We start from the raw sequence: 22,405 nt of genomic DNA on the forward strand, positions 1-22,405 counted from the left end.
TAATGCAAGCACGTCGTATACTGGACTACGTTTTTATTACCCTGAAAGGAATGGCCATGGGTGCCGCGGACGTTGTCCCAGGAGTATCGGGAGGGACCATTGCCTTTATTTCCGGCATTTATGAAGAACTCATAACCTCGATAAACAACATAAACCTTTCCCTGATTTCAATTTTAAAAAAAGAGGGCATCAAGGCCGTTTGGAACAAAATCAATGGAAACTTTTTATTGTCCCTTTTCCTCGGAATTTTTATCAGTGTGCTCTCCTTGGCAAAATTCCTGAGTTGGCTTTTGGAAAACGAACCCATTTTATTATGGTCCTTTTTCTTTGGCTTGGTGGTTGCCTCCATTTTTATGGTAGGCAAAGAAATAACCAGATGGAATTTGGGAACAGTGGTTGTATTGATTTTGGGAGCTGCCTTGGCTTTTTTTATAACCGAACTCCCTGCAAGCGATAACTCGGGTAGCCTGCCCTATTTGTTTCTTTCGGGCGCATTGGCCATTTGTGCCATGATCCTCCCGGGTATTTCGGGAGCGTTTATCCTTGTACTGCTAGGCTCCTACAAAACCATTTTGGATGCTGTCCACGAAAGGGATATCAAAATAATTTTGACTGTGGGCGTTGGAGCCATTTTTGGGCTTTTGAGCTTTGCCCGCCTGCTCAAATGGATGTTCAATCACTACAAAAACATCACTTTGGCACTACTAACAGGGTTTATCTTGGGTTCCTTAAATAAAATTTGGCCGTGGAAAAAAGTCTTGGAAACCAAAACATTTGGCGAAAAAACCATTGTTGTGGATGATATGAACGTACTTCCGGGCGCTTTTGAGGGCGATAGCAAATTAATACTGGCCATAGTCTTAGCCATCCTAGGTTTTTCACTTATTTTTATCCTGGAAAAAGTAGCTTCCAAAAAATAAGAAAAAACCATCAGGTCACATGCCGCAGCAACCTAGAACATTTCTGGATAATTTCTTCTTGGTCATAAAAGGCCTGTGCATGGGGACCGCCAATAAGGTTCCGGGGGTTTCGGGCGGTATAGTGGCCTTTGTTGCCGGATTTTACGAGGAGTTTATCTACTCCTTACAAAAATTGAATTCCAAAGCGGTGAAGTTGTTCTTTAACGGCAGGTTCAAAAGTTTTTTCCGATACACCAATGCCAAATTTCTGGGCCTGCTGATTTTTGGAATGCTGGTCAGCTATTTTAGTGTTTCCCGGATTCTAGATTATTTTTTGGACCATAACGAGGTCTTTGTCTGGGCCACTTTCTTCGGAATGGTCATAGGCTCCATTTACCATATAGGGAAAGATTTTGCCCCTTGGAACAAACGTACCGTTCCAGCAGGGATCATCGGGTTAGTCATTGGAATTTCCATTAGTTTTTTAAACCCTGCCAAAGAGAACGACAACTTGTTTTTTGTTTTTTTCTGTGGCATCGTTAGTGTTTCCGGGATGACACTTCCCGGGCTGTCCGGCTCCTTCATATTGATTTTATTGGGAAACTATGTCCTGCTACTGGTAGATTCGGTCAACGCACTTTATGATACTTTTTCTGAAGTTTTCTCTGGGGATTTTAGCTTTGTAAAAAATTCCGAACGCATACAAATCTTAAAGATACTAGGAGTTTTTACCTTGGGGTCCGTTACGGGATTGGTTACCTTTTCACATTTGCTCAGTTATGTCCTCAAACATTTTAAAGCTACAACGACTGCGGTATTGCTAGGTTTTATCACAGGGTCTTTGGGCGTACTTTGGCCTTGGAAAAGAACTATTTTTAAGGTGGACAAAGCCGGCAACCCTTTATTGGATTCCAACGGGGATAAAATAATTCTCAACTATAAACGTCACCTCCCCCAAATGGCAGAGGCAGAAACTTGGTGGGCCATACTTTTTATTTTAACGGGGATTTTGGTATTATTGATTTTGGATTGGTATGGCAACAACAGAAAAAAAAATGAACAGGTTCGGGCTACTAGGTAGAAACATTTCCTATTCTTTCTCGCAGGGATATTTCACCCAAAAATTTAAAGATTTGGGACTGGATGACCATAGCTACGAGAATTTTGATCTTCAAAAAATCGAAGAGCTGAAAAGCGTGCTCGCCCAAGATAATCTTAGAGGGCTTAACGTAACCATACCCTACAAACAAGAGGTTATCCCCTATTTGGACGAGCTGGACGCCAAGGCATCGAAAATAGGGGCCGTAAACACCGTTCAGTTTACAGAAAATGGCCTAAAAGGCTTCAATACTGATGCTTATGGATTTCAAAAATCATTGGAACCCTTCTTGAAACCGCACCATAAAAATGCATTGATTCTGGGCACGGGCGGTGCCTCCAAAGCCGTCCGTTTTGTTCTGGATGAACTGGGAATTGCCAACACCTATGTTTCGCGTAGTAAAAGGGACGGGCAATACACCTACGACGAACTGGACCAAACCATCATTAAGAAGAACACCCTGATTATTAACTGCACCCCACTTGGCACCCACCCCAATATTGAGGACAAACCTGCACTCCCTTATCAATATATTGGAGCTGATCATTTGCTGTACGACTTGATCTACAATCCCGAAAAAACCAGTTTTCTAACTTCTGGCGAGGCCAAAGGTGCCGCCATTTGCAATGGGCTACAAATGTTGGAGCAACAAGCAGAAAAGGCTTGGGAAATCTGGAACGATGCTTAAAAACAAGTAATCGGCATAGGGCTTTTACCAATCCGTACATCTATAAACTTCATCAAAAGAAGAATCAATACTTTTGCTATTAGACAATTAAGTTGTTAAATTGGCTATAATTTTCATCAATCAACAGGTAAACAAACAACGAATGCAGGAAAACGATCGTAAACTTCAGCAAACTGAAGGTGGAATAGAGGAAACATCAGAAAACACAAAAGGACAATTGGAAGAAGCCACACAAGCTGAATCTAAAGTGTCCGAAGAAACTGTATCTGAAACCGAAGAGTCTCAAAAGCCTGAGAAAGAAGGTATTTCCGAATCCAAAAGCGAGAAGAACGATTCCGAAGAACATATAGACGAGATTGACGAATCCAATGCTGAGGATGCTGAAGATGCTGAAAACGAAAAACGGCATACCATACCAATGCTGGATTACCACTCCATGACCATGGAAAACTTGGTCGGGGAATTACAGCGTTTGGTGAAAAATGAGAAAGTACAGGCCATCAACAAGCATGTGAGTGCCATTAAGTACGAGTTTGACCAAAAGTTCCAAGAGTTTCTTGACGAGAAAAAAGAAGAATTTATATCCAAGGGAGGAAATGAGATTGATTTTCGCTATAATTCCGTTGCCAAAAGGCAATTCAATGAGGTATATTCGGATTTCCGGGAAAAACGCGATCAATATTACAAACAACTCGATCAATCCCTAAAGGCCAACCTGCAAAAAAGGTTGGATATTATTGAAGAGCTAAAAGGCCTGATTGATATTGAGGAAGACATCAATACTACTTACAACAACTTTAAAGACCTTCAAAATAGGTGGAAAAATGCAGGCCCCATACCGCGCACCAATTACAACGATGTTTGGCGCACCTACCACCATCACATGGAAATCTTTTATGATTTTCTGCATCTAAACCGTGAGTTGCGCGACCTGGATTTTAAACACAATCTGGAAGAAAAGCAGAAGTTGGTGGAACGTGCAGAAGCTTTGGCGGAAGAACCGGATTTGAACAAAGCCTTCAGGGAATTGCAGACGCTCCATAAAATCTGGAAAGAGGACATTGGTCCCGTGGCCAAGGAACATCGGGAGGAAATCTGGGAGAAATTCAGCACCGCCACCAAGGCCATGCACCAGCGTAGGCAAGAACATTTTCAGGAATTGGAAAAGGTCTACGAGAAAAACTTGGAAAAAAAGCAAAAAATCATAGCTAACATCGCTAAAATAGCCGAAAACGTTGCGGATAACCACAGAGGCATCCAACAACAAATAAAAGAGGTAGAAGCGTTAAGGGATTCGTTTTTTAAGGCAGGCCGGGTGCCCCAAAAGGTGAACGAAGAAACTTGGAGCTATTTTAAGGAAACCGTACGTAAATTCAATAGGACAAAAAACGCCTTCTACAAAAATCAGAAAAAAGAGCAACAACAAAACCTTGAAAAGAAAAAGGAACTGTTGGAGTTGGCCGTTTCTTTGAAGGATAGTGATGATTGGACAGAGGTTACCCCGCAAATGAAACGTATTCAAAGGGATTGGAAAAAAATTGGCCATGTTCCCAGAAAATATTCCGACAAAATCTGGAAAGAATTCAAAGACGCTTGTAACCATTATTTTGACCGTTTGCACGCCGAAAAGAACGAGGCCCACAAGGAAGAATTCGAAAACTTTAAGAAGAAAAGCGAATGTCTGGACCGCCTCAAAGAATTTCAGCTTAGTGGCGACAAGACAAAGGATATTGAAGCAGTTAAAGCTTTTTTGGCCGAGTGGAAAAAGTATGGTCGCATTCCCTACAATAAAAAACACATCAATAGCAAGTTCAATAAAATTGTTGATGCCCTCTTTAAAAAATTAGGGGTAGGCAAACAACAATCGGAATTGCTCAAATACGGAAACAAAGTACAGGAACTTGCCAAAACAGAGGATAACTACGCCATTGGCAACGAACGTGTTTTTGTTAAGCGTAAGATTGACGAGGTAAAATCCGAAATTCATCAGTTGGAGAACAACCTTCAGTTTTTCTCGGATGATTCAGAGGACAATCCTTTGGTCAAAGAAGTCGTCAATAAATTGGACAAACAAAAAGAGGCACTTCAAACTTGGAAAGAGAAAATGAAGAAGCTGAATATTTTGGAGCATAAACTCAACAGGGAGAGCGAAGAGGAAGAAACGGACAGCAACGAAGAGGAATAAAAGACCTTTGTGCGGCCCATCGGGTCTGTATACACTTTGAAATAACCAAAAAAGTCATACACCCCATTTATTCAAGGAAAGATTCAAAATGATACCAATCAACCATTTTTGGTAGTTTTTGACTTCCGTCAAACCCACCCCAACCCTACCAATTCTATTTAAAATTTTCATCTCAAAAACTGCATCCAAACAACCAACGACCCTAATTCGAAGGTAGCCCGCTTTACCATCAATTTTAATACCAGTGCTTAGGCCGAATAGGAAGGTCGCTTGGTCTTGGTAGGGGAATGGCCAAACTCGTATTCTTTGCTGTGGAGCATTCGATGGTACACGGTCTCGTCCATGTTGACGGGAATATCAAGATTGGGGAACTGAAGCTGATAGGAATTTCCTTTTTTTCCGATGAGCCGTACATTGACTGGTTTTTTCTCCATAACCTAAATTTTTAAAAAGGTTAAACCATAGAAAAATACCGTTTCGACTTGGTCAAACCCATTCCAAAGTTGAAATCCTATTAATCTCTTCAACTTAATTCTCAGTAAAATGCTGTTTAAAATGTCAATATGACATATTTATTATAAATATTTTATTTAAATGACATTTTTAAACCCCGAGCATTCCGAAAAAATGACAGGGATTTTTAGAAGCTCTTAACAAAAAAATGACAGAAATCTATTTTGGCATTCCCTTTGCCCATTTAAAATCGGGGAATGGAAAGCCCCAAATTTTTAGACAATATGTTAAACTTAAATTTTTTAAATCATGAGCAATTTAGTTTCTGTACCAAAAAATGGAAGTTTGGCAAAATCGACCTTGGACTTCCCGACCTGGTCCAACTGGATCGACAGTTTTTTCAGTTCGGACCTGCCTCCAGTGTTCACCTCAAATTTTAACACCGGGATTACCGTACCCAAAGTAAACATCAAGGAAACAGCGGATGCCTATTGGGTAGAGATGGCCGTCCCCGGAATGAAAAAGTCCGATTTCCAGATCGATTTGGACAACCAACAGCTTTCCATCTCGACCGAGGTAAAACAAGAAGAGGAGGGCAAGGAGGACAACTACACCCGTAGGGAGTTCGCCTATGCATCCTTCAGGAGGTCTTTCACACTTCCCGATTCCGTTGACGATGGCAAGATTAAGGCCTCGTACATCGACGGTATTCTAAGCATTCATCTCCCGAAGAAGGAAGAGGCAAGGAAAAAGCCGGCAAGGACCATCAAGATTTCCTAACATTTAAGATTTTTTGAAAGTTAAATGGACTGGGGGCCAATAGACCGCCCCCCTTCCATTGAACCCTACAATTGTTGAACCTAAATTATTGAAAAATGAAAGTCTTTGGCAGAGAGATAGGTAAGGTAACCCAATTCCCACCTATCCTTATATGGTTAAAGAAATGGACAAAGCGCGTAACGGGCATTGGCAAGCTTAGACCAATGGCCATGCCATCGATGAGCAGCTCTATTGGGGAGACAGACTTTGGACTTTCCATCCCCAAGCCCGTGTTCGGTAAGGACAACGTAAAGATGGAACTTCAAGGCAACACTCTTATCATAAGTGGTGAGAAGAAACAATACCGTGAAGTAAGGAAAAGAAATGGGGCGCGAAGGGAGTTTGCGCGTGCCTCCTTCCACAAGACCTTGGACCTCCCTCAAGACATTGCCCCTGAGAGCATACATGCCACCCTAGAGAACGGGTTGTTGCAGGTGCGCTTTTCCAAAAGGAAAACAATCTACAGACGGCTCCTCAAGGTGGCCTGACTCTGACTGTTCAGTATTAAAAACAGTTTGTTCATGGTACGAAAGTTCAAGGCAGGTGACCGGGTCAAGGTAATAGGAGGTTCCGATGGCCCCAAGATGGAGGTCCTCAAATATATCGCCAAGAAGGAACCCCTATTTGGGTTTGTGGACAGGGACACCTATGTGGAATATGGTATCGCAATGGCGAGCGAAGATTCCGGATATCCCACCAAAACCGTCTTCCCAAGGTACTGGATCCAAAAGGAATGTTCAAGGCCTATCAAACTCGGCGATAGGAACAATGTTGAACCAAAAAAAAGAAAGATGAAAATTCAAATGCTATTTTTAACAGGTCTGTTACTGTCCCTGAACAGTTGCCAGGGCCAAAAAAAGAAGGAAAACAAATTGGTCGAGGAAGGTGGCCACAAAGAGGTCGAACAGCCCAAGGGCAGTTGGAAAGTCGATAGGGAATACGATGAGAAAGGAAACCTAATTCGCTACGACAGTATCTATTCCTGGTCCTCCGATTCGTTGAACGACCTCTCTGGTCTGGACAGGGACAGCCTTTTGAGCAACTTTGAATCCAAGTTCTACAGCCACTTTTCACAGTTCAGGGGCCAGGGGTTCGGGGACATTTTTGCACCGGACTCACTCTTTAGTAAAAGGTTCTTCAACGACGGTTTTTTTGAAAGCGATTTCGGGGAGGACTTTATGGAACTTGACAACATCAGAAAGCGAATGATGGAAAGACAAAAAAAGTTCCTGGAAAGATACCACTCCGACTTGGGGATCCAGGAAAGGGACAGTGTGTAGGGAACATAATATGGACTGGTCATTGACCAAACCCAGCTTCTTTTAAAATGAACATTTAAAGAAAGGGGGTGCTATATCTCCTCCAATGAAAACTTTTGAAGATGAAATCGGAAACATTGATCGATGCCACACTTGGATTGGTGCTCTCGGGTGGAGGGGTGAAAGGGATGGCACATATTGGGCTCTTGAAGGCTCTGGAACAACGTGGGATCTATCCAAGCCAGATATCCGGCGTAAGTGCCGGGGCGCTCGTTGGTGGGCTTTACGCGGACGGGGCTACCATTGAGGAAATGCAACTTTTCTTCAAGGAAACCCCCTTGCTCAAGTACAATTTTGTAACCTTGAACAAACCAGGACTTTTCGATACGGACAAGTACCTTCCCTTCTTTGATGACTTTTTCAAGGCACGTCGGTTCGAGGAACTCGGTAAGCGGCTTGTGGTAGTGGCCACGAACCTGTTGAAGGGTGAACCCGTGTATTTCGAAAAAGGTGAATTGTTTGGCCCCTTGTTGGCCTCGGCGGCCTTGCCTCCGGTGTTCAGCCCTGTTTCCATCGATGGGCAGCTCTATGCCGATGGTGGGATCATGAACAATTTTCCCGTAGAGCCCCTGACCGGAGCTTCCGACGTGATTATAGGATGTTATGCCACGTCCATGAGGGAAGTGGGCAAGGGACAAATCAAGAGCGCCCTTCAAATTTCACAAAGGGCCAACCTTTTGATGCTGCACGCCAATGCCATGGACAAACTCTACATACCCGATCTGTTGATCGTGCCCGAGGAACTTGGAAAAATTGGGGTTTTGGACAAAAAAGGAATCGACAAGGCATTTGTCCTTGGCTACGACCATGCCAACCGGAGGCTGGATGAATGGTTACAATAAACCGGAAGTGTTGAGCAGAACAAAACACACAAATGACCTAAAACTATTCGGATATGGGAAAATTGGCAATCGGAATCTCTTTGATAGTGGCTATCTACGCCCTTTTCCTGCACATCACTTACCTGTGTTTCTTTAGGGATGGAAGTTCCCGACACTTAAGCCTTAATGGCTTTATCAAAAAATTCAAAGGGTTTTTAAGGTCGATAGGGAAAGGTTTGCCTGATGGTACAAGGCTTTAAGAAATAGCCCCACAACCAACAATTTAGAAGGTCCATACCTGATCGGTGACCTGGCTTAACACGGTGTGTGGGAGATATCGGTATCGTACAGCTCCTTGATGTGACCGGAGGTATCCCGGTAGCTCATCCCAAGACCGTAGAGACCAATGATCTTGTCCGAAAGGCTGTCCGCTAAAATGGTCTGGCGCTTTTTGACCAGCTCCGGTTCAAAACTGCTCTGAAAATCCTGTGGGGTCTCAATATCAAAAGAACCAAAACCGCTCTTGAGTTTTTTCTTTCCCTTGCCATTGCGCTTATTGCCCTTGGCCAGCTCATCGCTGTCCAGATGGGAATCCATCTCGGCAGAAAGCGCTTTTTCGATTACGTTCTTTAACATAGGCGCAAAAGCACCGTCCTTACCAAATAAACTCTTGCCTGATATAAACTGGTCAAGTACTTTTTTCTCGAATTCCTGTTGTTCTTTTGTAGTCATAATTCTGTTTGAATGAAATAAATAAATAATCCTATTCAGACAGAGTTTACACCCTGATCAACAAAGACATGCTTGCATCAATCAACGGACTTTTTCCAACAAGGAATCTACGTTCTTCAACCAAACCATCATGTGTCAGCTTACTTGGCTACGTTCACCGATCGCGTTTCACGGATTACGGTAACCTTAACTTGACCGGGATAGGTCATATCGGTCTGTATTTTTTGTGATATTTCGAAAGAGAGTTCCGCTGCTTTGTCATCGTTCACTTTTTCGCTTTCCACAATTACACGCAGTTCCCTTCCTGCCTGAATGGCGTAGGCTTTCTGTACCCCATTGAAGCCGAAAGCAATATCTTCCAAATCCTTTAATCTTTGAATGTAGGAGTCCAAAACTTGTCTCCTAGCTCCAGGACGTGCACCGCTGATAGCATCACAAACTTGGACTATGGGAGAAATTAAAGTGGTCATCTCGATTTCGTCGTGGTGGGCTCCGATTGCATTGCAAACCTCTCCTTTTTCACCATATTTTTGTGCCCATTGCATACCTAAAATAGCGTGGGGCGTTTCCACTTCAACTTCGGCCATTGGAACTTTACCTATATCGTGAAGCAATCCAGCCCTTTTGGCCAATTTAGGGTTGAGTCCCAATTCCGCGGCCATAACGCCACAGAGTTTGGCTACCTCCCTTGAGTGCTGCAATAGGTTTTGTCCGTAAGAGGAACGATATTTCATCCGCCCAACCGCCTTTATCAGTTCTGGGTGCAGTCCGTGGATGCCCAGATCGATTACGGTACGCTTGCCTATTTCGGCAATTTCTTCATTGATTTGTTTTTCGGTCTTCTTCACTACCTCTTCAATGCGGGCTGGGTGAATTCTACCATCGGTCACCAATCGGTGCAACGACAAACGGGCCACTTCCCTCCTAACCGAATCAAAGCATGATAAAATAATGGCCTCTGGGGTATCATCTACAATGATCTCAACACCTGTGGCCGATTCCAAAGCACGGATGTTTCTACCCTCTCGGCCAATAATACGGCCTTTAACGTCATCCGACTCCAAATTGAACACCGACACACAGTTCTCCACAGCTTCCTCGGTTCCGATACGCTGAATGGTGTTGACCACGATTTTTCGGGCTTCTTGCTGTGCGGTGAGCTTAGCTTCTTCCAAGGTGTTTTGCAGATACGCCATAGCATCGCTTTTGGCAGTTTCCTTTAAAGATTCCAACAATTGGGCCTTGGCATCTTCTGCGGAAAGTCCCGAAATCACCTCCAACTGTTGTACTTGGCTCTTGTGGAGCTTTTCAACCTCAGATTGTTTTTTGTCGAGTATCTCACTTTTATACTCGATTTCTTTTATTTTTTGTTGAAATTGATCGTTAAGCTTTTTGTTCTTGGCCAATTCGCTGCTAACTTGTGACTCTTTGTCCCTTGTACGCTTTTCGGCCTCTGCAATTTTTTTATCCTTATTGATGATGACTTTCTCGTGCTCCGCCTTCAACTCCAAAAACTTCTCCTTTGCCTGAAAAATCTTATCCTTCTTTATGCTCTCGCCTTCTTTACTGGCTTCCTTTATAATATTGGCTGCTTCTTTTTTTGCATTGGCAATGGTCTTGGACGCTTTGCCTTTCTCCATCATCTTGGCAATTGCAAATCCTATTGCCAGCCCCACAACAGCTGCGCCAACAATAACTATGATATTATCCATGTTTGCTTGTGTTTAGTTAAAAAAAAAGCCCACATCGGAAGAAGTTTTGTACAAACTCCAAAATACAAGTTTAGGGCTAACAGACTGATCAAGGATCCCTATACAAGTAGGGCCTGCTTTTACAACCTAAACTCACCCTTTCTAATTATAATAGTGTTGAGTTTGTCAAAAATAAATTACCAATGTGGGCAGTAACAATATTTTATTTTAAAGAACTTATTCTCCCAATTTGGAGTGAACCAATTCATCCAAGGCCCTGAGGCGCTGCATGGCGGCCTCTGCATTTTCTGAACGTTCTATTCCACCTTGCTCAATTTTGGAAGCAAATTGCAGGGCACACATGGCCAAAACATCCTGCTTATCCCGAACGGCATAGTTTTGCTCAAACTTTTTTGCCAAATTTTCTATGTTCTTGGCCGCTTTTCGCAACCCTTCCTCTTGCTTGGGGTCAATCGTCAAAGGATATACCCTGTCGGCAATGGAAAGCTTTATTTTGAGCTTCTCGTCCATAATCTCGGTATCCGTTAATCCGCCAACTTGGCTATACAAACATCAAGTTCGCGGATCAATGTATTTATTTTGAGCTTAGCTTCTGTTTTACTACTAGTATTACCACCCAGCATTGTGTTCGCCATTTTTAGGGAGTCATATTTTTCCTCCCATTCTTTTAGAGCACTCTCTTTGAGTTCGTTTTTCTCCTTTTGAAGTTCCAATTCCTGTTTTAGTTTGGCATTCACTTGGTGCAACAGCTCCATTTTGTGCAGCAGTTTGCTCACCTTGTTCTCCAAAGAATCCACAATCTCAACAAGTTCGCTCATATATGCAAACAACAATACGTATTACACAAAGTTAACCAACCTAGCATAACCTCGCAATACTTTTTGGATTTATTCTTAGAGCCTGTTTGAAGTACTGATGGGTTGTCTTAAAATCTTTTTATCAAATAAAAACATTGGTTACTTTCGTAAGGAAATATTGATTTTTATATGCGCCACAACTTTTTTATAGCCTTTTTTTTTATCGTATTATACCTGCCTGCCCAAAAAAATTACCCCCAAGGTGAATTTCGTTCCCCTTTGGACATTCCCTTGGTGCTAGCGGGCACTTTCGGTGAACTGCGCTCCAACCACTTTCATTCGGGAATGGACATTAAGACCCAGCAACGGCAAGGACTGCCGGTTTATGCCATTGCAGATGGCACGGTAACGCGCATCAAAGTTTCGCACTGGGGCTATGGAAAGGCCCTGTACATAGCACACCCCAATGGATATACCTCGGTATATGCCCACCTTAAAAAATTTGGCCCTGAAATAGAGGAGTATGTAAAGAAAGTTCAGTACGAGAGGCAGTCCTACGAAGTGGAAATGTTCCCCGATTACGGCGAGTTAAAAGTCAGTAAAGGCAGTACAATCGCTTTCTCAGGAAACACGGGGGGGTCCGCGGGGCCCCACCTCCATTTTGAAATACGAAGCAGCGTAAGCGGCAAACCCACCAATCCCCTGCTCTATGGTTATGAAGTAAGGGATGCGACAGATCCAACCTTGTCTGGACTATATGGCTACCCGTTGTCCGAAGGTGCCCTGATCAACCAAAGTGCTGAGAAAATCCAGCTAAATTACACAAGGCAGTCCGATGGTTCTTTTTTGGCCGATAAGGTAACCGCCATTGGCACTATTGGTTTTGGCATCGATACTTTTGACCGTTTGGACATGGCGGCGAACAAAAACGGGGTATATGCCGTTAAACAATCGGTAAATGGCAGGGTGTTTTCCGAATTCGACTTTGAATCTTTCTCCTTTGGGGAAACACGTTACATCAACACACTTATTGATTACGCCCATTTTTATGATCATCGCCAGCGAATCCAAAAATGTTTTAAGGAACCCTACAACCATTTGAGCATCTACAAATCACTTTACAACGATGGTAAAATCAATGTGGAAGAAGGAATGTCCTACAAGGTGGAATTGCTCATTTCAGATTTGGCCGGAAACACCACCAAGCTCATTGTTCCGGTTGAAGGGAAACGGGAGGAAGAAAAAATCGGTGAAATTGATGGTACCACTGAAAATTTTGTGATTGCCGACAAACCCAACAACTTTGATCTGGGTGCGGCCAAAGTGTATTTTCCTGCCAGTACATTTTATGAGGATTTCTTCATCAACCTGGAAAAAGGGAACGATACCATCACCATACACGACAATAGTATTGCGGCGCACCGGAATTTTACCATTAGCTTCGATCCTTCAAAATATTCGGCTGAAGAAAGAAAGCAACTATTTATTGCGCATTTGGACAGTAGAATGAACCCTTCCTATTCCAAAACCTACAAAAGGGATGGTTCCTTTACCACCCGGACCCGTACTTTGGGCACCTACACATTGGTAAGGGATAGTATTGCGCCTGTAATACGGCCCAAGAATTTTAAGGAAAAGCAATGGTTGAGCAACTATAGTTATTTGAGCCTCACCATATCTGATGATCTTAGCGGTATTGACAGCTATTCGGCCACCTTGAACGGAAAATGGATCTTGATGGAGTACGAACCCAAGACCAATACCATAACATACAATTTTGACGACAATATCTCCAATGAAACGGAATGTGAGCTAAAAGTTACGGTTACAGACAATGTGGGCAACTCTACGACCTATACAGGCACGTTTTTCAGGAAATAGCGTTATTTTTGCAAACGAAAAATCGCCTAGACCGATTTCCTTAAAATTAATCCATTTTTGATGTAGAACGTCGGGGAATAAAACCTTCAATGCGAAATTCAAACTCAACTTTTTATAGGCTTCGGCCAATTAATTGCCGAATGCTTGGCTAAATAAAATTTGATGAAAAAAATTGTCTTTGTTTTTGTTCTTTTTGCTTCGACCCTAACTATGGCGCAAAAAAATATTTATGAGAGCATACGGTTTGATGAATTTACCAAAGACCATGAAATTTTGGCGATTGTTCCCTTTATAGCACATTTGGAGCTCAAAAAAGCCGTGGACAGGGAAGAACTGAGCATATTGGCCGAAAAAGAAGGGTACGCGGTACAGAACGCACTGGAAACCTATTTTTCCAAACGGAAAAAGCGGAAAAAGTTCAGTGTGGACTTCCAAAACATTAGGAACACCAATGCCATTTTGGCCCAAAATAATATCAACTACGACAATATCGACACCTACACCACCCAAGAATTGTGCAAAATTTTGGATGTCGATGGAGTTGTAAGTGGCAACCTAAACCTAAACATCTTACTTTCCGAGGGCGTGCCCACCGATTTCAGTATTTTGGATTACTTCAGCGGAGATGCCAATTATGGTCGCATTGGGGTGAAAATAAGTGATGGCGAAACCGGAAAATTGCTGTGGAAGTACGAAAACGAAATCTCCAAGAAAACCGGTAAAAACACCACGGAGCTCATCGACAAAATGATGAAAACCGCATCCAGAAAATTTCCTTACGACAGAGAAAAACGCAGGAACAGAAACTGATTAACTGTTCGCAAATTCCTTTAATACCTCAACAGCGTAGTCGAGTTCTTGCTTGGTGTTGTAGATGGAGAAAGAAAAGCGTAGACTTGGCTTTTCCAATTCCTCACCGGACAGAATCTCGTTAAGCACATGCGACCCTTGGTTGCTTCCAGATTGGCATGCACTGCCTTTGGAGCAGGCAATTCCCTTCATATCCAAATGAAACAAGAGCATTAGCCCTTTTTGTTTGTCAAACGGCAAGCGAATATTGGCCAAGGTATAGGTACTTTTCTCCAAATCACCTGAAAGTCCGTTGCATTCAGCTCCCGGTATCTCCTTTAAAACTTGGTCTACAAAATATTTTTTAAGCTCTTTTACGGTTTTGGCCTCTTCATCCAAGTGCTCGTAAGCCCTGACAAAGGCCTCTTCCAAGCCTACAATGTTGTGAAAAGGTTCTGTTCCCGCTCTAAAGCCCCTTTCTTGGGCCCCACCAACGATCAATGGTTTTAATCCAGAATTTTTTCTGATAAAGGCAAATCCGACGCCTTTGGGCCCATGGAATTTATGGGCTGCCGCAGTCATAAAGTCAATATGTATAGCCTGCGCGTCCCAAGGATAATGTCCAATGGACTGAACAGTATCCGAATGGAAAAGTGCATTGTTTTCTTTGCAAAGTTCACCAACGGCAGCGATATCCGTAATATTGCCAATCTCGTTGTTCACATGCATCAAACTTACCAACTTCCTGGAACCGTCCTTCTTGAGCAAATCCTCCAAATGTGCTATGCTGGGACTGCCAAATTCATCTAAATCCACATACCGAACATTGGTATTGTACTCTTTTTCGAGTTCTTCCACGGTATGCAGTACGGCATGGTGCTCTATTTTGGAGGTAATAATGGTCTCAACCCCTAAATCCCTAACAGCACATCGCAAAATCATGTTGTCGGCTTCGGTCCCCCCTGAGGTGAAAATGATTTCAGAGGGTTGGGCATTCAAGGTTTTGGCAATGGTCTTTCTTGCTTGTTCTACGGCGGTTTTTGCCGACCTTCCAAAACTGTGCGTGGAAGATGGGTTGCCATAATGCTGCGCAAGCGCTTGTTGCATGCGCTGAATAACCTCTTCCCTTACCTGCGTTGTAGCAGCATTGTCCAAATACACTTTTTGCATGGTTGAGTTCACTTTTAACAGGGGTAAAAATACGGGAAATAAAGTTAATTTCTTTTAAAGTAGATCTTAGTATTGGCGTATTATAATGGAATTGCTTTAAATTTGGCGCATGAGAAAATTTATCTTTTCAATTCTTACTTTGGGCTTGCTATTTTCTTGCAGTGATGGCGACCTTCAGATTGAAACCATTGATTTTGACAGTGTTGCCGTTCAATATTGCTCTGCCCCGGTCAGGAACGCAGGAAATCTGATGTTCAAAATAAATGAGAGCGAAGCCCTTATCTTACAACTGCAAAGTGGGGTCTTGAACAATGGTATTGTAGGAGACACCATAGTCACCGAAAGTACAGTGCCCGGTCAATCTCAAGTTACTTACAGGGTTTTCTCGGATGCTGTGGACAATGCTTATTTCTGTGATGATATTCCAGTGGTAGAACCCACAGTTATTGATGAAGTTATTGCGGAAGATGGATTGGTAATCGTGGAAACCATGCTGGCCGAAAACGATAGCACCCTTTTTGTACACAATATTAGCCTGAGCGGAATATCTTTTGTTACGGGCAACGGGGAACGCATTACCAATTTGGCCATAAACGAGTTTGGCGAGGTGACCACCACCGTTCCCAACTAGCTGCTCTGATAAATATAAACCTCGGTGGCACCTAATCCGTATTTTTGATACTCGGCATCGTAAAATTCCACATTGTCATATTTCTTGAACAAGTAGTGCAATTCCTCTTTTAGAACGCCTTCACCCACCCCATGGATAAACACTACTCGTTGGATGCGTTTTCGTATCGCAAAATCCAATTGCCGTTTGGCCGTATCCAATTGAATGTTCAGCATATCGTAATTGCTCATTCCCTTACTGGATTTAACCAATTGATGTATGTGTAGGTCCACCTCCATTTTGGGAGCGCTGCGCTCTTTGGGTTTTATGGTCGGTGCTTTTCTTCTTTTGGGCAATTCCTTTTCTTTTTTGATTCTGGCCACTTCATAATTGGTCACCGAAATATGGCCTTCGATTTTGACAAGGTCACTGATTGCATATTGCATGGGGAAACCATCATCGGTAATCAGGGTTACCCTGTCACCATCCACTTTTTGTACAATTCCCGCAATTGCTTCGTCCAACACCTCTGCCCTATCTCCAATAGAAAATTTGCCCATAATTGATCGCTGTGGTAAAAAATGATGTAAAAATTAAACCCGAATACAAAAATAATAGTATTTTTCGGGCACTACAGCCTATGATGAACCTAACACCAACCATAAACGCCTTTAGTTTAGAAAACTACATGCTGCCGTGCCTCAATAAAAAAATATTGGGGGTGGATTGCCCAGGTTGTGGGTTGCAACGCTCCGTTGATTTGTTGTTGCATGGTGAGTTTGTGGCCGCTTTTCAGATGTATCCGGCCATTTATACCATTATACCTCTGTTCGCCATGATCATTAGCAATAAAGTATTCAATTTAAAGGTAGATAACCGATTGATCACCGGTTTAGGCGTAGCAACCGTTGCTCTAATTTTAACAAATTATATATTCAAATTCATCCATTAAACATTATTAACCATGGAACAAAAAAATTTACCCAATGTAACTATCGCCCTAGTTTTGGCCATTTTATCATTTCTTTGCTGCTGTTTCGGGGGAGCACCCGGTCTTGTTCTAGCGGGAATAGCTTTCTTTTTGGTCAAAAAAGATGAAAAAACGTATGCTGAAAATCCAGAGGTATACAAAAATTACAGTACATTAAAAACAGTTAGGATACTTGCGATAATAGGCATGGTCATTGGACTACTTTATCTATTGTATACTTTATGGTCGATCAACCAAATGGGAGGCTGGGAAGGCTATATGGAAAAAGTACAGGAAATGACAGAACAATATCAATAAAAACAAATAAACCACTATTGGATTTGAAATCCATAGTTTTAAAGATAAGAATGAAATTCTTTGTCATTGGGAATCAAGTCCTCCCTCAATCCCTCCAAAGGAGAAAAGTTTCTCCCTTTGGGGAGACCGGATAGGGGACATTTATATAAACACAAAAGTAACTGTAATAAAACCTGACCGCCTTTAGGCAAGTTTGCAGGCCTGCCGGCAAAGGCAGGATTTTAACCTTTAACTAGAAAATAAAATGAACCAACAACCCTTACCCGGGGCAAGCACCGTGTTGACAATGGGGATTCTCTCCATTGTCGGCACCTTGTTTTGCTGTGGCCCATTTGGTGCTATATTTAGCATCATAGGATTGGTGAAAGCCAAGACTGCCAACCAATTGTATCAACAAAACCCAGAAAATTATACCGATTACAGCAATGTAAAAACGGGTAAAATCCTTTCCTATATTGGATTGGCTTTGTCAATTATCTCCTTGGTATTCGTAATTCTTTACTTTGGATTTATTGTAGCGGCAATTACTACAGGTGAGTTAAGTGGCGAATTTTAATTCGCCACCTCACTTATAAATTTTAGACGATACAAGCGGAGCTCCTCATCTTCGTAATCACCTTCAAACTCTTCAATGGCGGCAGAAATAGAGTCTGTTTCTGCTTCCAAGAAGTAATCGTGGATTTCTTCTTGTTGGTCCTCGTCCAAGATTTCATCTATCCAGTAGCCAATGTTCAACTTGGTGCCGCTGAACACGATTTGTTCCATTTCTTTAATAAGTTCCGGTAGTTCCAATCCCTTGGCAGAGGCGATATCGTCCAACGGCAGTTTTCTGTCCACACTTTGAATTACATAAAGTTTAAGTCCAGAATTCGCCCCGGTACTTTTTACTACAAGATCATCGGGCCTGGTAATATCATTTTCATCCACATATTTGGAAATCAGCTCCACAAAGGCTTTCCCATATTTTTTTGCTTTCCCCTCACCAACCCCTTGGATATTTATCAATTCTTCCATGGTTACGGGGTACTTTAGCGACATGTCCTCCAAAGATGGGTCTTGGAAAACTACAAACGGTGGCACATCCCGTTTTTGTGCCTCTTTTTTTCGGAGGTCACGGAGTAGTTTCAATAAATGGTCATCCGCAACAGCCCCATTGGATTTCTGGGCCGTAACAATATTTCCGGTATCTTCTTTGGAGTAGACATGATCCTTCGTCATCATAAATGATTCTGGATTTTCCAAGTACTTTTCACCCAATTTGGTTAAATGGAGAATCCCGTATCGTTCAATTTCCTTTTTCAGAAGCCCAGCAACCAAAACCTGCCTGGTCAAGGCCATCCAAAATTCCTTGTCATTGTCCTTACCTATTCCAAAAAAGCTTTTTTCATCGGTTTTATGCGAGGATATCATGGCATTGGTTTTGCCAATCAAAACCTTGACAATTTCTTTGGTCTTGAACTTTTCTTTGGTATCCCTAACCACACTTAAAAGTTTAATAACCTGCTCCTTGGCCTCCTCCTTCGGTTTGGGATTTCTGGCATTATCGTCCATATCGGCCCCGTCCCCGTTCTCCTCATCAAAATCTTCACCGAAATAATGCAGAATAAATTTTCTACGGGACATGGATGTCTCGGCATAGGCTACAATTTCTTGCAACAGCGCATTACCGATCTCTTGTTCGGCCACGGGTTTTCCTGACATAAATTTTTCCAGCTTTTCCACATCTTTATAGGCGTAATAGGCCAAACAATGTCCCTCGCCGCCATCTCTACCGGCACGTCCGGTTTCTTGGTAATAGCTTTCAATACTTTTGGGAATATCATGATGGATCACAAAACGCACATCCGGTTTGTCTATACCCATTCCGAATGCGATGGTGGCCACCACCACATCAACCTCTTCCATCAAGAACATGTCTTGATATTTGGAACGCGTCTTGGCATCGAAACCGGCATGATACGGAACTGCACTTACGCCGTTTACCTGAAGCACTTGGGCCAATTCCTCCACCCTTTTGCGGCTTAAACAATATATGATTCCGGATTTTCCTTGATTTTGCTTTACAAAACGAATAATATCGGCATCTACATCCTTGGTTTTTGGACGTACCTCATAAAACAAATTGGGCCGGTTAAACGATGCCTTGAAAACTTTGGCATCCGTCATACCCAAATTTTTGATGATATCCTCTTGCACTTTGGGTGTGGCCGTAGCGGTAAGACCTATAATAGGAATATTGTCCCCAAGTCTGTTTATAATGCCCCGTAGGTTTCGGTATTCCGGTCTAAAATCGTGCCCCCATTCCGATATACAATGGGCCTCGTCTACCGCAACAAAGGAAAGTTTCACATTTTTTAGGAAATCCACATTTTCCTCCTTGGTCAAGGATTCCGGGGCAACATAAAGCAATTTGGTAATACCGTTGGTAATATCTTCTTTAACCTGTTTTACCTCTGTTTTGGTCAGGGAAGAGTTCAACACATGTGCAATACCATGCTGTTCGGATATGCCGCGTATGGCATCGACTTGGTTTTTCATTAAGGCGATCAAAGGAGAAACAACAATTGCTGTTCCTTCTTTCATAATTGCCGGCAATTGATAGCATAGGGATTTTCCACCGCCTGTTGGCATGATCACAAAAGTGTCGTTGCCGCTAAGAATGTTCTGGATTACATCTTCCTGTAATCCTTTAAATTTTGAGAAACCAAAATATTTTTTGAGCGAGGAGTGCAAATCAGTGTTCATTAGGCTCATTTCCGCATTTTCAATTTGTTACAAGCAGCCTAAAAGGCAGTTGAAGCTTTTATTTTAAACCATTCAAATACAGATGAATCTATTCTCACTTCTAGAATAGTCTGTAAAAGATAGTTTGATTAGTTTTGTAATCTTAAATATAAGACATTCTTTTAGGAATACAATCAGTTAATCGGTTAATTACTTTGAACGACATTAAGTCAATTTTATCCATAGCCAAACGGACCCTTGAAATAGAGAGCAAGGCCGTAGCAAATTTGATCAGTCTGTTGGACGATCAATTTGCACATGCAGTAAAGTACATTTTGGAATCGGAAGGAAGGGTCATTGTTTCCGGAGTGGGCAAGAGCGCCATTGTAGCCAACAAAATTGTAGCGACATTGAACTCCACAGGAACCCCGGCCATATTTATGCATGCCGCGGATGCCATTCACGGCGATCTGGGCACCATTCAACAAAACGATGTGGTCATCTGTTTGTCACAAAGTGGGAACACTCCAGAGATCAAAGCTTTGCTTCCTTTAATCAAAGTAGGAAAGCACAAGCTTATCGGCATTACCGGGAACATGGATTCCGTATTGGCCAAACAGGCCGATTTTGTTCTGAACACCTATGTGGAAAAAGAGGCCTGCCCCAATAATTTGGCACCTACCACCAGTACTTCGGCCCAAATGTCCATGGGCGATGCACTTGCTATCAGTTTATTGGAGCTAAAGGGATTCAGCAGTTCCGATTTTGCCAAGTACCACCCTGGCGGTGCATTGGGAAAGAAGCTATATTTGCGCGTTGCAGACATTGTGGTGAACAACCAAAAACCACAAGTTGACATTAACTCGGACATTAAAGAGGTTATCGTAGAAATATCCGAAAAAATGTTGGGCGTTACCGCTGTAATGGACAAGGACAAAGTAGTCGGCATTGTAACCGATGGAGATATCCGAAGAATGTTGAGCAAATACGATAATATAAATGGACTTACCGCAAGGGACATTATGACCTCCAATCCCAAAGCAATAGACGTGGATACTTTGGCCGTAAAGGCCCTAAAGCTATTGCAGGAAAAGAGCATATCCCAATTATTGGCCTTTGATGGCGACACCTATGTCGGAGTGGTCCACATCCATAACCTTATAAACGAGGGAATCCTATAATGGCTAAAAGAGAAAGAAAAAACCCGGATGAAATGTCCTTTTTGGATCATTTGGAAGAATTGCGTTGGCATTTGGTGCGCTCCACTTTGGCAGTTGTGATCATTGCCTGTTTTGCCTTTGTATTCAGGGGCTTTATTTTTGACACCATATTGTTCGGTCCCAAAAACATGGACTTTCCCACCTATCAGTTCTTTTGTAACATCGGAAAGTTCTTTGGGGTAGATTCCGAATTCTGTGGCGATTCAATGCCGTTTACCATTCAGAGTAGATTAATGGCAGGACAGTTCTCCGCACATATTTGGACTTCCATTTGGGCAGGGGTAATTTTAGGCTTCCCCTATATTTTGTATGAATTGTGGAGGTTTATCAGCCCTGGACTTTACGAGAACGAAAGAAAACATTCCAGGGGATTCATTATTACCGCCTCGGGATTGTTCTTTCTTGGCGTACTGTTTGGATATTATATCGTAGCTCCACTGTCCATCAACTTTTTAGGGTCGTACCAAGTCAGTAAAGAAGTATTGAACGAAATCGATCTTGCCTCCTATATCGGAACGGTAAGAGCTTCGGTCATCGCCTGTGGAATCATGTTTGAATTGCCAATCGTTATTTTCTTTTTGACCAAAGTGGGATTGGTAACCCCCGAAATCCTAAAGAAATACAGAAAAATAGCCTTGGTAATCATTTTGATTCTATCCGCAATCATTACACCTCCGGACATAACCAGTCAAATTATTGTGTGTATCCCTGTACTTATTTTGTATCAGGTGAGCATATTCATTTCCAAAATGGTAGTTAAAAACGAAGCGAAAAAAGAGAAAGCCAGAAATAATGCCAAATAAAGTAGAAGAGTTCAATGCCTATCGTGCCAAAATGAACGATAAGCTGCTCGCCGAAAACAACAAGCTCATAAAGCGTATTTTTAATCTGGACACCAACGCCTTTATGGAAGGTGCCTTGGATGTCAAAACCAAAGAATTATTGGGGTTGGTCGCCTCTGCGGTACTCCGTTGTGATGACTGTGTAAAGTACCATCTGGAAAGCTCCAAGGAAGCCGGTGCCAACAAAGAAGAGGTAATGGAAACCTTGGGCATTGCCACTTTAGTGGGCGGGACCATTGTAATACCCCATTTACGGCGCGCCTACGAGTATTGGGAGGATTTGGAGGAAACCGAAGCTTAAAAAAAACCAAAAGACCATACGGCAGAAAAAGAATATGTTTAGTTTTGGCAAATTCC

Annotated in this window: 25 protein-coding genes and 1 other RNA gene; 17 read left to right on the forward strand and 9 right to left on the reverse strand. The window is 42.5% G+C overall.

Going from position 1 to position 22,405, the window contains the following annotated elements:
• Positions 1-2 precede the first annotated feature (2 nt).
• The 4 genes from AC13CC_RS09720 (at position 3) to AC13CC_RS09735 (ending at position 4,871) form a co-directional block, all read left to right on the forward strand.
• Positions 3-920: a polyprenyl-phosphate transporter gene (locus tag AC13CC_RS09720; RefSeq protein ID WP_482877553.1), complete on the forward strand. Its 918-nt coding sequence runs from the start codon at positions 3-5 to the stop codon at positions 918-920.
• A gap of 19 nt (positions 921-939) precedes the next feature.
• Positions 940-1,980 carry a DUF368 domain-containing protein gene (locus AC13CC_RS09725; RefSeq protein ID WP_326278398.1) on the forward strand — a complete coding sequence of 347 codons (1,041 nt, stop codon included), beginning with the start codon at positions 940-942 and terminating at the stop codon, positions 1,978-1,980.
• Positions 1,934-2,686, forward strand: coding sequence for a shikimate dehydrogenase family protein (locus AC13CC_RS09730; protein WP_326278396.1), 753 nt, complete (start codon positions 1,934-1,936; stop codon positions 2,684-2,686). The genes AC13CC_RS09725 and AC13CC_RS09730 overlap by 47 nt, the downstream gene beginning before the upstream one ends.
• 142 nt (positions 2,687-2,828) lie before the next feature.
• A complete protein-coding gene (locus AC13CC_RS09735) occupies positions 2,829-4,871 on the forward strand; it encodes a DUF349 domain-containing protein (protein ID WP_482877554.1) in 2,043 nt (680 codons plus the stop codon).
• 248 nt (positions 4,872-5,119) lie between these two features.
• On the opposite strand, the gene AC13CC_RS09740 is transcribed toward AC13CC_RS09735, so the two are convergent.
• Positions 5,120-5,305: a hypothetical protein gene (locus tag AC13CC_RS09740; RefSeq protein WP_326278394.1), complete on the reverse strand. Its 186-nt coding sequence runs from the start codon at positions 5,303-5,305 to the stop codon at positions 5,120-5,122.
• Positions 5,306-5,633: 328 nt separating this feature from the next.
• Between AC13CC_RS09740 and AC13CC_RS09745 the strand changes: the two genes are divergently transcribed.
• The 4 genes from AC13CC_RS09745 to AC13CC_RS09760 all read left to right on the forward strand — a co-directional run bounded on the left by AC13CC_RS09745 (position 5,634) and on the right by AC13CC_RS09760 (position 8,304).
• A complete protein-coding gene (locus tag AC13CC_RS09745) occupies positions 5,634-6,104 on the forward strand; it encodes an Hsp20/alpha crystallin family protein (RefSeq protein WP_326278393.1) in 471 nt (156 codons plus the stop codon).
• A gap of 95 nt (positions 6,105-6,199) precedes the next feature.
• Positions 6,200-6,631 (forward strand): Hsp20/alpha crystallin family protein, encoded by a 432-nt coding sequence (locus AC13CC_RS09750; RefSeq protein WP_326278392.1) that lies wholly within the window; start codon positions 6,200-6,202, stop codon positions 6,629-6,631.
• A gap of 33 nt (positions 6,632-6,664) precedes the next feature.
• On the forward strand, positions 6,665-7,423 hold the full coding sequence (locus AC13CC_RS09755) for a hypothetical protein (protein WP_482877556.1): 759 nt from the start codon (positions 6,665-6,667) through the stop codon (positions 7,421-7,423).
• A gap of 101 nt (positions 7,424-7,524) precedes the next feature.
• Positions 7,525-8,304: a patatin-like phospholipase family protein gene (locus AC13CC_RS09760; RefSeq protein ID WP_482877557.1), complete on the forward strand. Its 780-nt coding sequence runs from the start codon at positions 7,525-7,527 to the stop codon at positions 8,302-8,304.
• 294 nt (positions 8,305-8,598) lie between these two features.
• Here the strand turns inward: AC13CC_RS09760 and AC13CC_RS09765 are convergent, their stop codons facing one another.
• The 5 genes from AC13CC_RS09765 to AC13CC_RS09785 form a co-directional block, all read right to left on the reverse strand.
• Positions 8,599-9,015, reverse strand: coding sequence for a transposase (locus AC13CC_RS09765; protein ID WP_326278387.1), 417 nt, complete (start codon positions 9,013-9,015; stop codon positions 8,599-8,601).
• A gap of 140 nt (positions 9,016-9,155) precedes the next feature.
• Complete coding sequence (gene rny / locus AC13CC_RS09770) at positions 9,156-10,727, reverse strand: ribonuclease Y (protein WP_326278386.1); 1,572 nt, start codon at positions 10,725-10,727, stop codon at positions 9,156-9,158.
• Positions 10,728-10,779: 52 nt separating this feature from the next.
• A non-coding RNA gene (gene ssrS, locus AC13CC_RS09775) (6S RNA) lies at positions 10,780-10,889 on the reverse strand.
• Between the two features lie 54 nt (positions 10,890-10,943).
• A complete protein-coding gene (locus AC13CC_RS09780) occupies positions 10,944-11,237 on the reverse strand; it encodes a cell division protein ZapA (protein ID WP_292961381.1) in 294 nt (97 codons plus the stop codon).
• 14 nt (positions 11,238-11,251) lie between these two features.
• On the reverse strand, positions 11,252-11,545 hold the full coding sequence (locus tag AC13CC_RS09785) for a hypothetical protein (RefSeq protein ID WP_014031632.1): 294 nt from the start codon (positions 11,543-11,545) through the stop codon (positions 11,252-11,254).
• A 168-nt stretch (positions 11,546-11,713) separates the two neighbouring features.
• Here AC13CC_RS09785 and AC13CC_RS09790 point away from each other — a divergent pair, with 168 nt between their 5' ends.
• Together AC13CC_RS09790 and AC13CC_RS09795 are read left to right on the forward strand one after the other, a co-directional pair.
• Positions 11,714-13,405: a M23 family metallopeptidase gene (locus tag AC13CC_RS09790; protein ID WP_326278385.1), complete on the forward strand. Its 1,692-nt coding sequence runs from the start codon at positions 11,714-11,716 to the stop codon at positions 13,403-13,405.
• Positions 13,406-13,567: 162 nt separating this feature from the next.
• Positions 13,568-14,215, forward strand: coding sequence for a hypothetical protein (locus AC13CC_RS09795; protein ID WP_482877558.1), 648 nt, complete (start codon positions 13,568-13,570; stop codon positions 14,213-14,215).
• Here AC13CC_RS09795 and AC13CC_RS09800 read toward each other — a convergent pair whose 3' ends face one another.
• Entirely contained in the window at positions 14,216-15,364 is a 1,149-nt protein-coding gene (locus AC13CC_RS09800; RefSeq protein WP_326278383.1) for a cysteine desulfurase family protein, read from the reverse strand.
• Between the two features lie 109 nt (positions 15,365-15,473).
• Here AC13CC_RS09800 and AC13CC_RS09805 point away from each other — a divergent pair, with 109 nt between their 5' ends.
• Positions 15,474-15,995 (forward strand): hypothetical protein, encoded by a 522-nt coding sequence (locus AC13CC_RS09805; protein WP_326278381.1) that lies wholly within the window; start codon positions 15,474-15,476, stop codon positions 15,993-15,995.
• On the opposite strand, the gene AC13CC_RS09810 is transcribed toward AC13CC_RS09805, so the two are convergent.
• Positions 15,992-16,534: a Smr/MutS family protein gene (locus AC13CC_RS09810; protein ID WP_326278380.1), complete on the reverse strand. Its 543-nt coding sequence runs from the start codon at positions 16,532-16,534 to the stop codon at positions 15,992-15,994. The genes AC13CC_RS09805 and AC13CC_RS09810 overlap by 4 nt on opposite strands.
• Before the next feature lie 80 nt (positions 16,535-16,614).
• Between AC13CC_RS09810 and AC13CC_RS09815 the strand changes: the two genes are divergently transcribed.
• The 3 genes from AC13CC_RS09815 to AC13CC_RS09825 all read left to right on the forward strand — a co-directional run bounded on the left by AC13CC_RS09815 (position 16,615) and on the right by AC13CC_RS09825 (position 17,818).
• On the forward strand, positions 16,615-16,926 hold the full coding sequence (locus tag AC13CC_RS09815; RefSeq protein WP_482877559.1) for a DUF2752 domain-containing protein: 312 nt from the start codon (positions 16,615-16,617) through the stop codon (positions 16,924-16,926).
• Between the two features lie 12 nt (positions 16,927-16,938).
• On the forward strand, positions 16,939-17,262 hold the full coding sequence (locus tag AC13CC_RS09820) for a CCC motif membrane protein (protein ID WP_293168251.1): 324 nt from the start codon (positions 16,939-16,941) through the stop codon (positions 17,260-17,262).
• A gap of 244 nt (positions 17,263-17,506) precedes the next feature.
• Positions 17,507-17,818: a CCC motif membrane protein gene (locus tag AC13CC_RS09825; protein WP_326277729.1), complete on the forward strand. Its 312-nt coding sequence runs from the start codon at positions 17,507-17,509 to the stop codon at positions 17,816-17,818.
• Here AC13CC_RS09825 and recQ read toward each other — a convergent pair.
• Complete coding sequence (gene recQ, locus AC13CC_RS09830; protein ID WP_482877562.1) at positions 17,815-20,016, reverse strand: DNA helicase RecQ; 2,202 nt, start codon at positions 20,014-20,016, stop codon at positions 17,815-17,817. The two genes, AC13CC_RS09825 and recQ, sit on opposite strands and share 4 nt — an antisense overlap.
• Positions 20,017-20,201: 185 nt before the next feature.
• Between recQ and AC13CC_RS09835 the strand changes: the two genes are divergently transcribed.
• The 3 genes from AC13CC_RS09835 to AC13CC_RS09845 are packed head-to-tail and all read left to right on the forward strand — an operon-like array spanning position 20,202 to position 22,349.
• Entirely contained in the window at positions 20,202-21,167 is a 966-nt protein-coding gene (locus AC13CC_RS09835) for a KpsF/GutQ family sugar-phosphate isomerase (protein ID WP_326277733.1), read from the forward strand.
• Entirely contained in the window at positions 21,167-22,009 is an 843-nt protein-coding gene (gene tatC / locus AC13CC_RS09840; RefSeq protein ID WP_326277735.1) for a twin-arginine translocase subunit TatC, read from the forward strand. Before AC13CC_RS09835 ends, tatC begins: the two co-directional genes overlap by 1 nt.
• Positions 21,999-22,349 (forward strand): carboxymuconolactone decarboxylase family protein, encoded by a 351-nt coding sequence (locus AC13CC_RS09845; RefSeq protein ID WP_163625810.1) that lies wholly within the window; start codon positions 21,999-22,001, stop codon positions 22,347-22,349. Before tatC ends, AC13CC_RS09845 begins: the two co-directional genes overlap by 11 nt.
• The last annotated feature ends 56 nt before the right edge of the window (positions 22,350-22,405 follow it).

The organism is Flagellimonas sp. L-11 (assembly GCF_056857735.1).